This window comes from Afipia clevelandensis ATCC 49720 (assembly GCF_000336555.1).
In the GTDB taxonomy this organism is placed as follows: Bacteria; Pseudomonadota; Alphaproteobacteria; order Rhizobiales; family Xanthobacteraceae; genus Afipia; species Afipia clevelandensis.
The window spans coordinates 2,181,552-2,194,461 of sequence record NZ_KB375281.1 but is presented as its reverse complement, the minus strand read 5'-3'; the positions used below and the strand labels follow the sequence as shown (position 1 = coordinate 2,194,461).

Sequence of the window (12,910 nt, the reverse complement as noted above, 5' to 3'; positions counted from 1 at the left end):
GCTAGCCGCCGAACAGCGGGAAGGCTTGCTGCTGTTGCTGCAACTGCCTGGCGCGGGCGCGGGCTTCCGCACGCAGGCGAGCCGCTTCACGGCGCTGGGCGATGGCGCGGGCGCTCGGGCGGCGCACCTTCTTCACCACGGGCGGCTCCACCGCGAACGCTGTCGCCTCCGATGAGCGCTCGATCGACGTCACTGTGGACAACGGTTCGGTTGCTTCGGTGGGCGACGGGCTCGGCTGCGTGGCGATGTCGATGGGCGTCAGTTCGGTCGTCTTCGGCTCCGCAGGAGCATTGGCGGGAGCAACCACACTGCTCTCCTTGACGTCAGGTGTCGTGACGTCGGGTGCGTTGGCTTCCTTCACCGGCGCGGCGGGCTTTGAGGCTGCGGCGTCCACCGCATCGGTGACCGGCGGGTCGATCACAGGGGCGCTGGCGGTGGCTTCCTCTGAAACCTTGTCCGCCTCGCGGTTCTCCGGCGGAGCGACATCGTCGGCGGGCGGGGTGAGGGAGGCCTGCAGCGGCGGCTGGTAGTCGGGCGTGATGGCGTCGCGGCGCAGGGCTTCGGGCAGCGGTTTGGTTCCTGCCGGAGCCTCGATCCGCAGCATCGCCAGCACCGGGGTGGCCTCGATCCGGGGCAGTTGCGGCGTGAACGGCGTGAGCAGGGGCTGCTGCGCCAGCCGCCAGGTCGGCAGGCTGGCGAATTCCTCATGCGCCGCGCGCAACAAGGCTGCCGCGCCGAGGCCGAAAACCAGAATGGAAATCGCCAGAACGGTTGTCGCGAACAGGATGCGGAGGCCGGGAAGCATGGTGTCGGGTCCTGCCCTCGGTAGGCCGGGAATGGGCGCGATGCGTGGGTTGAGGCCACGAATCAAGGCCCGTCAAAAAGGATACCGCAGGCCGCGAAATTGCCCGAAAAAAGTTCGCAGAGAGCTGGGGATGCCGCGACATTGCCCGGAACCTGTTGCAAGGCTGCAATCTCGCGAAAAAGTCAGCCGTTTCCGGGCGGTTTTTTCGCTTAATGTCTTGAATGCGCCGCTATCCTGAGCGATCTGCCGTTAACAGTACGGTGGCGGGTTCGCGCTATAAAGGGGCATGATGTTCAATCGCCTTTCCAGACTTTCGGCACGGTCCTTCGCGGCCGGTTTTGCAGTGTCCACAGTGGCTGGCCTGACGGGCGCCCCGGTTGCGCTGGCGCAGTCCTATCCGCCGCCGCCGGGCTATTCGCAGCCGCTTCAGCCTGCGCCGTATGGCGCGCCCGATTCCGCGAACCGGGGAGTTCCGGATTTCGACCGGCTCGATGGCGATGACCGGGGCGCCGCGCTGTCGCCTCCGGGCTATCAGCAGCAGCCGAATTACCAGCAGCAGCCTGCGCCGCAGCAGCAGAGCTATCAGCAGCCGGGCCTCGACCCGCGCGGCCCGGTGATGTCGCCGGACGATCCGCGCTATGGCCGCCCGACCATCTATTCCGATCAGGGACCTGCGCCGGCTGGCGGCGACCGCGGCCCGACCCAGCTTTATCCGGGGCAGGCCCCGTCGCCGAATGCCGATGTCGCGATGCGTCCGCCCGGCGCTGTCGATGGCGGCCCGACCGGCGCTGTCCAGCCGCAGGGGCAGGACACCGCGATGGGCGCCAACGGCCGCTCGGTGATGGCGGCGCTGCCGCCGGAGGACCAGCCGGAAACCGGCCCGCGCCAGGAACTGCCCGAGCGCCTGCGCCGTCAGGAAGTGAACTTCCAGACCAAGGAGCCGGCGGGCACCATCGTCGTCGATACGGCGAACACCCAGCTTTATTATGTTCTCGGTGGCGGCCGCGCGATCCGCTACGGCATTCGTGTCGGCCGCGAGGGTTTCACCTGGACCGGGGTACAGAAGATCACCCGCAAGGCGGAGTGGCCGGACTGGCATCCGCCCGCGGAAATGATCGAGCGCCAGCCTTACCTGCCGCGCTTCATGGCCGGCGGAGACGGCAATCCGCTCGGCGCGCGCGCGATGTATCTCGGCTCGACCGTGTACCGCATCCATGGCACCAACCAGCCGTCGACCATCGGCAAGTTCGTGTCCTCCGGCTGCTTCGGCATGCTCAATGAGGATGTCACCGACCTGTTCGATCGGGCGAAGGTGGGCACCCGCGTGGTGGTTCTGCCGGGCGGCAAGCCGCCCGCGGCGCCGGTCACCGCATCGGCGCAGCCGCAGCCCTATCAGGGCGGGCCTGCGCCCGCGCCGGTGGCTGCCGCGCAGTCCGCACCGGTCGGTGTGCCCAATCAGGGGCCGACCGTTGTGCCGCCGCTCCCTGCGCCGGTCGTCGTGCGCTAAATCGGATTTCGATGAGAGTTTGAAAGCCCGGCAGAAATGCCGGGCTTTTTGTTTTGGCTTGCGGTGTCGAAGAAGCCTATCGACAGAGTTCCACGTTGTTGCCCGCGCGCTACAGTAACGACCTTCGGCTCTCCCTAAGGTGCATCCAGATTTTGTTGCAGGTTTTTGAGGAATTTCATGAAAAAGCTTTTGATCGCTGCTGCGGTTGCCGCTCTTGGCGCAACCGGCGCACACGCTGCTGACATCGCGGCGCGCCCCTATACAAAAGCGCCTCCATTGGCGGCTGTCTCAAGCTGGACCGGCTTCTACGTCGGCCTCAACGTCGGCTATGGCTTTAACGATCCGGTTGCGACCTTTGCGCCCAATGACGTTGTATCCGCGAACGTATTCAACTTTTCCAACCCAAATCCGGCGTCGTCGGTTGCATACGACGTCAAAGGCGTTCTTGGCGGCGCGCAGGCTGGTTACAATTGGCAGGTCTCGCCGAATTGGCTGATTGGTCTGGAAGCGGATTTTCAGGGCAGTGACATCAAGGGATCGGCGGCCACGCCCTACGCGCTGATCGGTCGACCCGGGCAAGTTAACGCCGAGCAGAATATTGAGTGGTTCGGAACGCTTCGCGCTCGTGCAGGATTGCTCGCGACCGACAAGCTGCTCGTTTACGGAACGGGCGGCCTGGCTTACGGCTCGGTCCACGCAAATTCCACCCTCAGCAACACAATAGGTTACACCGCAACGGCCGGCGGCTTCAGCGCCGTCTGTGCTCCTTCAGCAACTTGCTATACTGGCTCCACAACCAAGATCCTGACCGGATACACAGTCGGCGGCGGATTTGAATATGCCGCCTGGCGGAATGTTTCGTTCAAGGCTGAATATCTCTACGTCAATCTCGGAAGCAGTGACATCACGTCAGCAGCGCCCACGTCTCCTGGTAACGCCGTTTCGACCTATGGCACGCACTTCAGCGATCTAGACTTCCATATCGTGCGCGTCGGCGCGAACTATCACTTCTGATTTTTTGATCCGTTAAACAAAGGCCCGGCCAAGACCTTTAGGTTTTGCCGGGCTTTTTTGTTGGCGTATTATGTCATCTCCCTTATCGGCGCGCCCTTCAGCCACGCGGCGATGTCCTCGACCATGTCGCCATAATACTTGCGGTAGTTGGTCTCGGTGACATAGCCGAGATGCGGCGTCAGAACGACATTGTCCAGCTTGCGCAGCGGATGATCGAGCGGCAACGGCTCCACTGAAAACGTATCGAGCCCCGCACCGGCGATGGCCTTGCGCTGGAGCGCATCGAGTAGCGCGGCTTCATCCACAATCGGGCCGCGCGCGGTGTTCACCAGATAACTCGTCGGCTTCATGCGCGCGAGATCGTCTGCGGAAATCAATCCGCGCGTGCGCTTGCTGAGGATTGTGTGGATGGTGACGATGTCGGCTGTCGCGAACAGTTCGTCCTTGCTGGCGTAGGTCACGCCTGCGGCGGCGCAGGCCTCCGGCGTCAGGTTCTGGCTCCAGGCGATCACCTTCATGCCGAGCGCCTTGGCAATCGCCGCGACTTTCGTGCCCAGCTTGCCGAGGCCGACCACGCCGAGGGTCATGCCTTCGACGTCCTGTCCCATGGTGGTCTGCCAGAGTTCGCCCGCATGCATGCGTGCGTTCTCGAAGCCGATCCTGCGGGTCAGCTCCAGCATCAGGCCGATGGCGAGGCTCGCGGTGGCATTGCCGACACCGCCGGTGCCGCACACGGTGACGCCGCTATCTTTCGCGGCTTCCAGATCGAACGAGGCATTGCGCATACCGGAGGTCAAAAGCAGTTTCAGCTTTGGCAGCGCGGCCAAGACCTCGCGCGGAAACGGCGTCCGCTCGCGCATGGCGCAGACGATCTCGAAATCCTGCAGCGCGCGGATCGCCTCGTCCTGAGAGGCGAACGGCGTATCGAAAACCGTGATGTCGATCTTGCCGTTCAGCGGCGACCAGTCGACGAATTTCAAAGCGACGTTCTGGTAGTCGTCGAGGATGGCGCAGCGCAGGGGCATTTGGTTTTGCCTCGTTGTTCGTTTGTCAGCAGGACGATGGGTTTTGTCACACGACAACAGCGGGTCGTCACGGCGCAGGCCGGGACCCATACCCACTATGTCGCAAATTTTTGCAGGATGCTGGTATCACTTTTCACCGGGGAGTCCGGTGGTGATGGGTCCCGGCTGGAGCCTGTCATCGGACGGCGCTATGCGCCGATCTGTTGGCCGGGACGACCACGAATGCCTCACTTCGCCGCTTTGCCGAACTTCCTCGCACACGCCGGGCCGGGGCCGCGCATATAGTGCTGCTCGGGATGGTAGGGGTTGAAGGCCGCCTGAATGAAGATGCGCCAGAACTCGCTGATCTCCGCGAGCATCCGTCGCGGCGAATGGCCGGGGAGTGGGGCGGGCATCTCCGTGATGGAGGCCGGGAGCGGGGTGCTGTGCGTCGTCATGGCTTGTGTTCGACGATCTGTAACCGTGATTCTTGACGGCTGAATATCAGTCGTGATCCGCGTCCGTGCGGTTCGGTGCCAAGCCTTGCGCGGATTCGATTAAAAAGCCGTTTTCGGCGCGGCAACGGCCTCGGAACGCTGGAAAATTGTCGTGGCAGCCTTTCCAAAACCCTACCTTTGGAGGGGGCTCTTTTTGGGTGGGAGCGGGCCGGACGCAAAACCGGTTTCCACTTTTGCTGGCCCGCTCTGTGGTTGCCCTTTGCAGTTCCCGCAGTTACATCAACGGCAGCAAATTTCCCCGCGTATTCCCGCTCAAATCCGACGGTTCCAAGAACCACCGAGGCTTTCAAGAATCATGGCTCGCCAGTTCGTCTACTTCATGCAGGGTCTGACCAAGGCCTACCCGACCCGCAAGGTGCTCGATAACGTGCATCTGTCGTTCTATCCGGACGCCAAGATCGGCGTGCTCGGCGTCAACGGCGCCGGTAAATCGACCCTGCTCAAGATCATGGCGGGTATCGACAAGGATTACTCGGGCGAAGCCTGGGTCGCCGAGGGCGCGCGTGTCGGTTACCTCGAACAGGAACCGCAGTTGGATGCGACCAAGACCGTTCGCGAGAACGTCATGGAAGGCGTCGCCAAGCAGAAGGCGATCCTCGATCGCTACAACGAACTCGCGGTGAACTACTCGGACGAGACCGCCGACGAGATGACCAAATTGCAGGACGAGATCGAGGCCCAGGGCTTGTGGGATCTCGACAGCAAGGTCGATCAGGCGATGGACGCGCTGCGCTGCCCGCCGGACGACGCCGACGTCACCAAGCTCTCCGGAGGTGAGCGCCGCCGCGTGGCGCTGTGCAAGCTGCTGCTCGATGCGCCGGAGCTGTTGCTGCTGGACGAACCGACCAACCATCTCGACGCCGAATCGGTGTCGTGGCTGGAAGGCCACTTACGCAACTATCCCGGCGCGATCCTGATCGTGACCCACGACCGCTACTTCCTCGACAACGTGACGAGCTGGATTCTCGAACTCGACCGCGGCAAGGGCATTCCCTACGAGGGCAACTACTCCTCGTGGCTGGTTCAGAAGCAGAAGCGACTCGAGCAGGAAGGCCGCGAGGACGCCGCGCACCAGAAGACGCTGGCACGCGAGCAGGAGTGGATCGCATCCTCGCCCAAGGCGCGTCAGGCCAAGTCGAAGGCGCGCTATCAGCGCTACGAGGACCTGCTCAAGCAGGCCAGCGAGAAGCAGACCCAGACCGCGCAGATCATCATTCCGGTGGCCGAACGTCTCGGCAACAATGTGGTGGATTTCGAGGGCCTGTCGAAAGGTTATGGCGACCGCCTGCTGATCGACAATCTTACCTTCAAGCTGCCGCCGGGCGGCATTGTCGGCGTGATCGGCGCCAACGGCGCGGGCAAGACCACGCTGTTCAAGATGATCACCGGGCAGGAAAAGCCGGATTCCGGCACGATCACTGTCGGCGAGACGGTGCATCTCGGCTACGTCGACCAGTCGCGCGACGCGCTCGATGGCAACAAGACGGTGTGGCAGGAAATCTCCGGCGGCAACGACCTGATCCTGCTCGGCAAGAAGGAAGTGAACTCGCGCGGCTATTGCTCGGCGTTCAACTTCAAGGGCGCGGACCAGCAGAAGAAGGTCGGCGCGCTGTCGGGCGGCGAGCGCAACCGCGTGCATCTGGCCAAGATGCTGAAGTCCGGCGCCAACGTCCTGCTGCTCGACGAGCCGACCAACGACCTCGACGTCGATACGCTGCGCGCGCTGGAAGAGGCGCTGGAGGATTTCGCCGGCTGCGCCGTGATCATCAGCCATGACCGCTGGTTCCTCGACCGCATCGCCACCCACATGCTGGCCTTCGAGGGCGACAGCCATGTGGAATGGTTCGAGGGCAACTTCCAGGACTACGAGAAGGACAAGATGCGCCGTCTGGGTCAGGACTCGGTGATCCCGCATCGCGTGAAGTACAAGAAACTGACGCGGTGAAACCCGCCTTGCATTGACATTGGCTGGTGGGTGAACGGATAGTCCAGACAGCGTTTCCGAAACCACCAGCTTCTTATGACGGCACATTTTTCCGGACGTCAATTTGGACGGGCGGCCGCGTGGCGGATCGGCCTCTTTCTGGGAGTGGTCTTTGGCCTTCCGCTGGGGCTTTGCTTCGTCGACCGCCTTAACGGATCCAATGTCTCGTTTACCGAAGCAATCGCGCTGATGACGCAAAGCCCAATCGGGGTTTCCCTCTATTTGCTTCTTCTTCTTTCGTTGATCCGGCCAAGCTGGAGACGGATGCGCGCGCTCGGTCTTCCCGGCTGGTCTGGCATTGTCGTCCCGCTTTTGCTTTTTGCCGATGTCCCGTATCTGATTGTCAAGCCAGGCTCGTCAGTATTCGGCACATCGGTTGGCTCACTTGGCGGAAACATACCTCTTTATATAACCATGGCGCTGGGCCTGATTGCGGCGATGACCTTTCTTCGCGAGCCCACTGAAGGCCAACGCCCATTTGGCCGCTTCGGGCTAGCCGGCAAAGGTGCTCTGCTGATGCTGGCCTTTGTAATCTTCTTTTTGGCCGAGTTGGTCGTCACGGCAAAGTTGCTGAGATACTTTCAGCCGCGCCTCGAAGAGGGCGATCCCTCGATCGGATGGTTTTTGTCCTTTCTGATAAACTCCTATTGGCTGTTCGTGATCCATCCCTATGCTTGCTTGACGTTTGTCGCTCTGCTGGCATGGGTTGTCGTCACGTCTCGCAGGCAAGCTGGGCTGACGCGGTGAATCCCGCACCGCTCGACAGCAGCATGAATGCGCAGGAGCGTGCGCTCCTCGCCATGGATGTTGCCTGGGTCGAGTGGCGGTCCGAGTTTCGCCGGAAGCTGTTCAACGACGGCATTCTCGGCCGCCCGATGCGCAGCGTGTTCGAGGCGGACATGATCTTCAGCATCGTCGCGCATCACGCGCTGCTCGGGCGGCCCGTCACGCTCAAGGAGCTTGCGACCTATTTCGGCATGATCGCGACCCCGGCCACGGTCTCGCGCCATGTCGACGACATGGAGCAGGGCGGGCTGGTCGAGCGCCGCCTCGATACGAACGATCGCCGCCGCATGTTCCTGGTGCCGACGCGGCGGCTCGAAGGTCTTGGCCATGAATTCCAGCAGGCGCGATTGCGCATCATGCGGGAGAATGGCTTTGTCTGGAGCAACAATAACAACAAGGAATGACGGGCAGATGGGGGACGACGACAAGGCGGTGACATCCGCCGATATCAGCGCGGCTGCGGCGGAAACTTTCAACCTTGAAGAATGCACCATCAATGACGAAGAACGGGCGGCGCTGGGTATCGACGTCGCCTATGTCCAGTGGCGCTCCGACTTTCGGCGCACCGTCATCGCCGCGGGTGTGCTGAACCGGCCCTGGCGCAGTGTGTTCGAGGCCGACATGATGTTCAGCATCGTCGCGCATCGCTGGCTCGCCGAGCGCCCGATCACCCACAAGGAACTTGCCACCTATTTTGAGCTGTTCGCGACCGAGGCCACGGTCTCGCGCCATCTCGACGATATGGAAGAAAGCGGCATGATCGTGCGGCAGACCGATCCCGCCGACCGCCGGCGCATCTTCCTGATGCCGACGCGGCGGCTGGAGACCATCGGCCACGGCTATCTGCAGGCGCGAATCCGCATCATGCGCGAACACGGATTTGTGTGGACCGGGCGCAACGCAATCGACGACAAAACTGCAAACGATCCTGCGTGAATTCTCCGCCGGTGGCCGATAAGGAGTGATCTTTCCTGACCACGAGGGGAGAGATCATGGTTTCACGCTTTATTGCCTTTGCACTCACGCTCTTGCTGCTGACGCCGGGTTCGGTTCTGTCACAGGAGGCGCAGCGTCCGTCCAAGCCGCGCGCGGCCAAGCGGGCCGCCGATCCGCAGCAGCAGGCGATGGAGCGGGCAAGGCGCTGCCAGGATGCGGTCAACGATGCGCAGACTACCGCGGTCGGAACATCCGTTCTGTCCAGCGCCGTCGGATTCCTGCCGTTCGGCAGCGCCGCGTCGAGCGTGGCCGCGAATGTCGGCGCGACGGCAGCGGGTGAAATCGCACGCCAGAAGGCCGCGGCTGCGGTTCAGGGAAATTGCGGCGGTTAACCAAGCGTCATCTGGCCATCGTATATCGGCTGACGTAAAAGGGCGCTCCGGATTACGCGCGAGCGTTTTGGAGCGTCACGATGTCGGACTGGGATGCGCAGCAATACCTGAAATTCGAAGATGAACGGACACGGGGCGCGCGCGATCTGCTGGCGCAGGTCCCGGTTCAGGATGCACGCGGCGTAGTCGATATCGGCTGCGGTCCCGGCAATTCCACCGAACTGCTGGCGCGGCGCTGGCCGCAGGCGAAGATCACCGGCATCGACACCTCGGCAGACATGCTGCGGCAGGCGCGCGAGCGGCTTCCGCAGCACACATTCATCGAAGCGAACATTTCGCACTGGGCGCCGCCCGCCGGAACCGATGTGCTGTTCGCCAATGCGATCTTTCAGTGGGTGCCGGATCACATGGCCCAGCTCAAGCGTCTCACCAAGACGCTGCAGCCGGGCGGCGTTCTCGCGGTGCAGATGCCGGACAACATGGACGAGCCATCGCATGTCATGATGCGCGAGGTCGCACGCCTGCCGCAGTTCCAGAGCCAGCTCGCGCATGCGGTGGACGCGCGGGGCAACCTGCCGAAGCCAGGCGAGTATTACGACGCGCTGCGCCCGCTGTGCAGCCATATCGATATCTGGCACACGGTCTACAATCACGTCATGGACGATGCCGCGGCCATCGTCGAATGGGTGAAGGGCACCGGCCTGCGCCCGTTTCTCGATCCGCTCGATTTTCCCGAGCGCAAGGACTTCCTCGAAGCCTACAAGGCGCGCATCGCCGCCGCCTATCTGCCGCAGGACGACGGCAAGGTGCTGCTGCGGTTTCCGCGGATTTTTATCGTCGTGGTGAAGTAGGGGCCGGGCCGCGTTCCGCCATACCCATGAATCTGACGCGATGATGTCGGATCAAAAAATCCGCTGCGGTGAATGGCCGCTGCAGCGCGGCTCGACAGAATCGGACATTCTCCCTAGCTGAGTACCGCCTTTAGACCTGCCAGCCGGAGATTCGTTCCGCATGTCCCTGACCCCCGAAACGCCCCTGCCGGCGCGCGGCGACACCTCGCTGCGCCCGATCCCGATGCTGATCTTCGGATCGCGCTGGCTGCAATTGCCGCTCTATGTCGGCCTGATCGTCGCCCAGGGCGTCTATGTCGTTCTGTTCCTCAAGGAGCTCTGGCATCTCATCTCGCATTCATTCGACTTTACCGAGCAGCAGATCATGCTGGTGGTGCTCGGCCTGATCGACGTGGTGATGATTTCCAACCTGCTGGTGATGGTGATTGTCGGCGGCTACGAGACCTTCGTGTCGCGTCTTCACCTGAAGGGCCATCCGGACGAGCCGGAATGGCTCAGTCATGTCAACGCCAGCGTGCTGAAGATCAAACTCGCAATGGCGATCATCGGCATTTCCTCGATCCACCTGCTGCGGACCTTCATCGAGGCCGGCAACCTCGGCGGCGCGGGCCGCACCACCAACTATACCGAGGCGGGCGTGATGTGGCAGACCATCATCCACGGCATGTTCATTCTCTCCGCCATCGGCATTGCCTTCGTCGACCGGCTTTCCAACAATCCGGTGATCGAGGATGGCGCGCACAACGGACACAGGAACGGACACGGCAAGCATTGATGTAGCCACGCGAAAGCCGTCATTGCGAGCGAAGCGAAGCAATCCACTCTTGGAGGCCCTCCCGATGAGATGCTGGATTGCTTCGTCGCAAGTGCTCCTCGCAATGATGTTTTCATTGCTGGTTGCATCTGCTCCATCCTTCGCCGCCGATACAGGCTTCACCAACTTCGTCGCCTCGCTCTGGCCCGAGGCAAAGCAGGCAGGCGTCTCGCGTGCGGTGTTCGATAGGGAAACGCGCGGGCTTGAGCCGGATTACAAGCTGCCGGATCTGCTGCTGCCGGGCCGCCCGAAGACCGGCGCGCCGTCGCAAGCCGAATTCGTGCAGGTGCCCGCGGACTATGTGAAGGAAGCAAGCATCGCGCGGCTTGCCGCCCATGGCCGCAGCCTGATGCAGCAACATGCGGCGACCCTCAAGGGCATCGAGCAGCGCTTCGGCGTGCCGGGTCCAATCATTCTGGCGATCTGGGGCCGCGAGACCGATTTCGGCCGCTACGCGCTGCCCTATGACGGATTGCGTGTGCTGGCGACGCAGGCCTATGTCGGCCGCCGCAAGGATCAGTATCGCGGCGAGTTCATCGAGGCCCTGAAGCTGATCCAGAATGGCGACGTCACGCGCAAGCAGCTCCGCACCTCATGGGGCGGCGCGACCGGGCTGACGCAATTCCTGCCGTCCGAGCTTGCCAAGCACGGCGTCGATTTCGACGGCGACGGCCATATCAACATCTGGACCTCGGTGCCCGATGCGCTGGCTTCCGCCGCGCAACAGCTCAAGAACAAGGGCTGGGTGCCGGGCCTGCGCTGGGCCTACGAGGTGCGTGCGCCGCGTGGCGCCGATTGCACACAGGGCGTGCCGGAGGTGACAAAGCCGATGTCGCAGTGGCTGCGGGAAGGTTTTGTGCCAGTGCGTGGCTTGCGCCTTTCCACCGGCGAGCAGGCACAGGAGGCGTCGCTCTTGCAGCCGGAAGGAATCTACGGGCCATCGTTCCTGACCACGAAGAACTATTTCGTCATCAAGGAATACAATTTCTCCGATCTCTATGTGCTGTTTGTCGGCCATCTCGCCGACCGCATGACGGACGGCCAGCCGTTCGCGACACCGTGGTCGGCCTCGACGCAGATGCGCAGCACGGATGTCGAGGCGATGCAGAAGCATCTCACGAGGCTTGGGCTCTATTCGTCGAAGCTCGACGGCAAGGCGGGCATGCAGACCCGCGCGGCGCTCGGGGCCTATCAGAAGAAGGCCGGGCTCAAGGTCGATTGCTGGCCGGGTGCGGATGTGCTGCGCGCCATGAGCGCGGGGCGGTAGCTGGTCATTGCGAAGAGCGCTGCGACGAAGCAATCCAGCTTTTCTGATGAATGGATTGCTTCGCTTCGCTCGCAATGACGGGTGGCTCATTCGCTCGGATTGGCCAAACAAAAACCCGGCCGCGAGGCCGGGTTTTGAAACTCACGTCTCGCGAAGGCCGCGAGAACTGTTCAGATCAATCGCAAACCTGAACGCGGCGGACGCGCCAGCCGTAGCCATCCCAGAAGCGCTCGCGCACGAGGCGGCAGGCGGGCTCTTCGACATAGACCGGGCCGGGTGCGTAGCCATAGCCGTAAGCCGGGCGGCTGGACGCGATCGCGCCGCCGATCAGGGCGCCGCCGATCAGACCGCCGGCAACGCCGGCAGCGATACGGCCGCCGTCAGCCTTGGCGGCAGGCATCGCGGTGGCGAGCGAACCAGCGACCGTGGCGACCGCGAGGAACGCTGAAAGAACCTTCTTCATGTTGTCTCTCCTCAGAACACGCCGAAGCCTGGCGCAAGGCGATTGGTCGGCAAGGATCCAATGACGGTACTCTAATAGCCCAATTTGGCCCCTGTTTGAAAGGTCCGGCGGCTATGCGCCGAGCCTTCAGCGAGTGTCCCCACGCAAATATAGCGGGATTCTGGCGTTTCATCGCAGCAAAAAACGCTCCGGAAGGCTATTTTGCCTTCCGGAGCGTTACTTTTCTTCCAAGCCGTGGCGGCTAAAACATGGCTGGCCCCAAGAAATTTGCGTTAGTCGCAAACCTGAACGCGGCGGACGCGCCAGCCGTAGCCGTCCCAGAAGCGCTCGCGGCGCAGGTAGCAGCCGCCGCCGTAATAGGCCGGGGCCGGGCCGCCATAGTAGCCGTAGCCGGGACCGTAGTAGCCGCCGCTGTTGGCAATCGCGCCGCCGATGATGGCACCGCCGAGGAGGCCGAGACCGACGCCTGCCGCGACACGGCCGCCGCGCGCTTCGGCCGGTGCCGGGGCTGCGAGTGTGGTGACTGCGAGTGTGGCGGCCGTGGCTGCCGCCAGAACGATTGTCTTCAT

15 protein-coding genes are annotated in these 12,910 nt (G+C 62.9%); 10 read left to right on the top strand and 5 right to left on the bottom strand.

What is annotated here, in order from left to right; all coding sequences use genetic code 11:
* Position 1 precedes the first annotated feature (1 nt).
* Complete coding sequence (locus HMPREF9696_RS10480; RefSeq protein WP_002712972.1) at positions 2-805, bottom strand: hypothetical protein; 804 nt, start codon at positions 803-805, stop codon at positions 2-4.
* Positions 806-1,094: 289 nt separating this feature from the next.
* Here HMPREF9696_RS10480 and HMPREF9696_RS10475 point away from each other — a divergent pair, with 289 nt between their 5' ends.
* A complete protein-coding gene (locus tag HMPREF9696_RS10475) occupies positions 1,095-2,312 on the top strand; it encodes a L,D-transpeptidase family protein (protein ID WP_002712971.1) in 1,218 nt (405 codons plus the stop codon).
* Positions 2,313-2,489: 177 nt separating this feature from the next.
* Entirely contained in the window at positions 2,490-3,326 is an 837-nt protein-coding gene (locus HMPREF9696_RS10470; protein ID WP_002712970.1) for an outer membrane protein, read from the top strand.
* 68 nt (positions 3,327-3,394) lie between these two features.
* On the opposite strand, the gene HMPREF9696_RS10465 is transcribed toward HMPREF9696_RS10470, so the two are convergent.
* Together HMPREF9696_RS10465 and HMPREF9696_RS10460 are read right to left on the bottom strand one after the other, a co-directional pair.
* Positions 3,395-4,351 carry a D-2-hydroxyacid dehydrogenase family protein gene (locus HMPREF9696_RS10465; protein WP_002712969.1) on the bottom strand — a complete coding sequence of 319 codons (957 nt, stop codon included), beginning with the start codon at positions 4,349-4,351 and terminating at the stop codon, positions 3,395-3,397.
* 227 nt (positions 4,352-4,578) lie between these two features.
* Entirely contained in the window at positions 4,579-4,788 is a 210-nt protein-coding gene (locus HMPREF9696_RS10460; protein ID WP_002712968.1) for a hypothetical protein, read from the bottom strand.
* Between the two features lie 355 nt (positions 4,789-5,143).
* On the opposite strand from HMPREF9696_RS10460, the gene ettA reads away from it, so the two are divergent.
* The 8 genes from ettA to HMPREF9696_RS10420 all read left to right on the top strand — a co-directional run bounded on the left by ettA (position 5,144) and on the right by HMPREF9696_RS10420 (position 11,878).
* A complete protein-coding gene (gene ettA, locus HMPREF9696_RS10455) occupies positions 5,144-6,793 on the top strand; it encodes an energy-dependent translational throttle protein EttA (RefSeq protein WP_002712967.1) in 1,650 nt (549 codons plus the stop codon).
* Between the two features lie 75 nt (positions 6,794-6,868).
* Complete coding sequence (locus tag HMPREF9696_RS10450) at positions 6,869-7,579, top strand: hypothetical protein (RefSeq protein ID WP_040301363.1); 711 nt, start codon at positions 6,869-6,871, stop codon at positions 7,577-7,579.
* A 23-nt stretch (positions 7,580-7,602) separates the two neighbouring features.
* A complete protein-coding gene (locus HMPREF9696_RS10445) occupies positions 7,603-8,022 on the top strand; it encodes a MarR family transcriptional regulator (RefSeq protein ID WP_157170080.1) in 420 nt (139 codons plus the stop codon).
* 7 nt (positions 8,023-8,029) lie between these two features.
* Positions 8,030-8,554 carry a MarR family transcriptional regulator gene (locus HMPREF9696_RS10440; protein WP_002712964.1) on the top strand — a complete coding sequence of 175 codons (525 nt, stop codon included), beginning with the start codon at positions 8,030-8,032 and terminating at the stop codon, positions 8,552-8,554.
* Between the two features lie 56 nt (positions 8,555-8,610).
* The gene (locus tag HMPREF9696_RS10435; RefSeq protein WP_002712963.1) at positions 8,611-8,946 is read left to right on the top strand and encodes a hypothetical protein; all 336 of its coding nucleotides are present in this window, start codon (positions 8,611-8,613) and stop codon (positions 8,944-8,946) included.
* 80 nt (positions 8,947-9,026) lie between these two features.
* The gene (tam, locus tag HMPREF9696_RS10430; protein ID WP_002712962.1) at positions 9,027-9,797 is read left to right on the top strand and encodes a trans-aconitate 2-methyltransferase; all 771 of its coding nucleotides are present in this window, start codon (positions 9,027-9,029) and stop codon (positions 9,795-9,797) included.
* A gap of 160 nt (positions 9,798-9,957) precedes the next feature.
* On the top strand, positions 9,958-10,572 hold the full coding sequence (locus HMPREF9696_RS10425; RefSeq protein ID WP_002712961.1) for a TIGR00645 family protein: 615 nt from the start codon (positions 9,958-9,960) through the stop codon (positions 10,570-10,572).
* Between the two features lie 106 nt (positions 10,573-10,678).
* Positions 10,679-11,878, top strand: a complete 1,200-nt coding sequence (locus HMPREF9696_RS10420) for a lytic murein transglycosylase (protein ID WP_430642318.1) — start codon at positions 10,679-10,681, stop codon at positions 11,876-11,878.
* A gap of 175 nt (positions 11,879-12,053) precedes the next feature.
* On the opposite strand, the gene HMPREF9696_RS10415 is transcribed toward HMPREF9696_RS10420, so the two are convergent.
* Both HMPREF9696_RS10415 and HMPREF9696_RS10410 read right to left on the bottom strand, forming a co-directional pair.
* Positions 12,054-12,341, bottom strand: coding sequence for a hypothetical protein (locus HMPREF9696_RS10415; RefSeq protein WP_002712959.1), 288 nt, complete (start codon positions 12,339-12,341; stop codon positions 12,054-12,056).
* Positions 12,342-12,613: 272 nt separating this feature from the next.
* Positions 12,614-12,910, bottom strand: a complete 297-nt coding sequence (locus HMPREF9696_RS10410) for a hypothetical protein (protein WP_002712958.1) — start codon at positions 12,908-12,910, stop codon at positions 12,614-12,616.

Bases quoted from the DNA above. Each gene is read 5' to 3' on its own strand.
- HMPREF9696_RS10480 (WP_002712972.1), bottom strand. From the start codon at position 805: ATGCTTCCCGGCCTCCGCATCCTGTTCGCGACAACCGTTCTGGCGATT.
- HMPREF9696_RS10475 (WP_002712971.1), top strand. From the start codon at position 1,095: ATGTTCAATCGCCTTTCCAGACTTTCGGCACGGTCCTTCGCGGCCGGT.
- HMPREF9696_RS10470 (WP_002712970.1), top strand. From the start codon at position 2,490: ATGAAAAAGCTTTTGATCGCTGCTGCGGTTGCCGCTCTTGGCGCAACC.
- HMPREF9696_RS10465 (WP_002712969.1), bottom strand. From the start codon at position 4,351: ATGCCCCTGCGCTGCGCCATCCTCGACGACTACCAGAACGTCGCTTTG.
- HMPREF9696_RS10460 (WP_002712968.1), bottom strand. From the start codon at position 4,788: ATGACGACGCACAGCACCCCGCTCCCGGCCTCCATCACGGAGATGCCC.
- ettA (WP_002712967.1), top strand. From the start codon at position 5,144: ATGGCTCGCCAGTTCGTCTACTTCATGCAGGGTCTGACCAAGGCCTAC.
- HMPREF9696_RS10450 (WP_040301363.1), top strand. From the start codon at position 6,869: ATGACGGCACATTTTTCCGGACGTCAATTTGGACGGGCGGCCGCGTGG.
- HMPREF9696_RS10445 (WP_157170080.1), top strand. From the start codon at position 7,603: ATGAATGCGCAGGAGCGTGCGCTCCTCGCCATGGATGTTGCCTGGGTC.
- HMPREF9696_RS10440 (WP_002712964.1), top strand. From the start codon at position 8,030: ATGGGGGACGACGACAAGGCGGTGACATCCGCCGATATCAGCGCGGCT.
- HMPREF9696_RS10435 (WP_002712963.1), top strand. From the start codon at position 8,611: ATGGTTTCACGCTTTATTGCCTTTGCACTCACGCTCTTGCTGCTGACG.
- tam (WP_002712962.1), top strand. From the start codon at position 9,027: ATGTCGGACTGGGATGCGCAGCAATACCTGAAATTCGAAGATGAACGG.
- HMPREF9696_RS10425 (WP_002712961.1), top strand. From the start codon at position 9,958: ATGTCCCTGACCCCCGAAACGCCCCTGCCGGCGCGCGGCGACACCTCG.
- HMPREF9696_RS10420 (WP_430642318.1), top strand. From the start codon at position 10,679: ATGTTTTCATTGCTGGTTGCATCTGCTCCATCCTTCGCCGCCGATACA.
- HMPREF9696_RS10415 (WP_002712959.1), bottom strand. From the start codon at position 12,341: ATGAAGAAGGTTCTTTCAGCGTTCCTCGCGGTCGCCACGGTCGCTGGT.
- HMPREF9696_RS10410 (WP_002712958.1), bottom strand. From the start codon at position 12,910: ATGAAGACAATCGTTCTGGCGGCAGCCACGGCCGCCACACTCGCAGTC.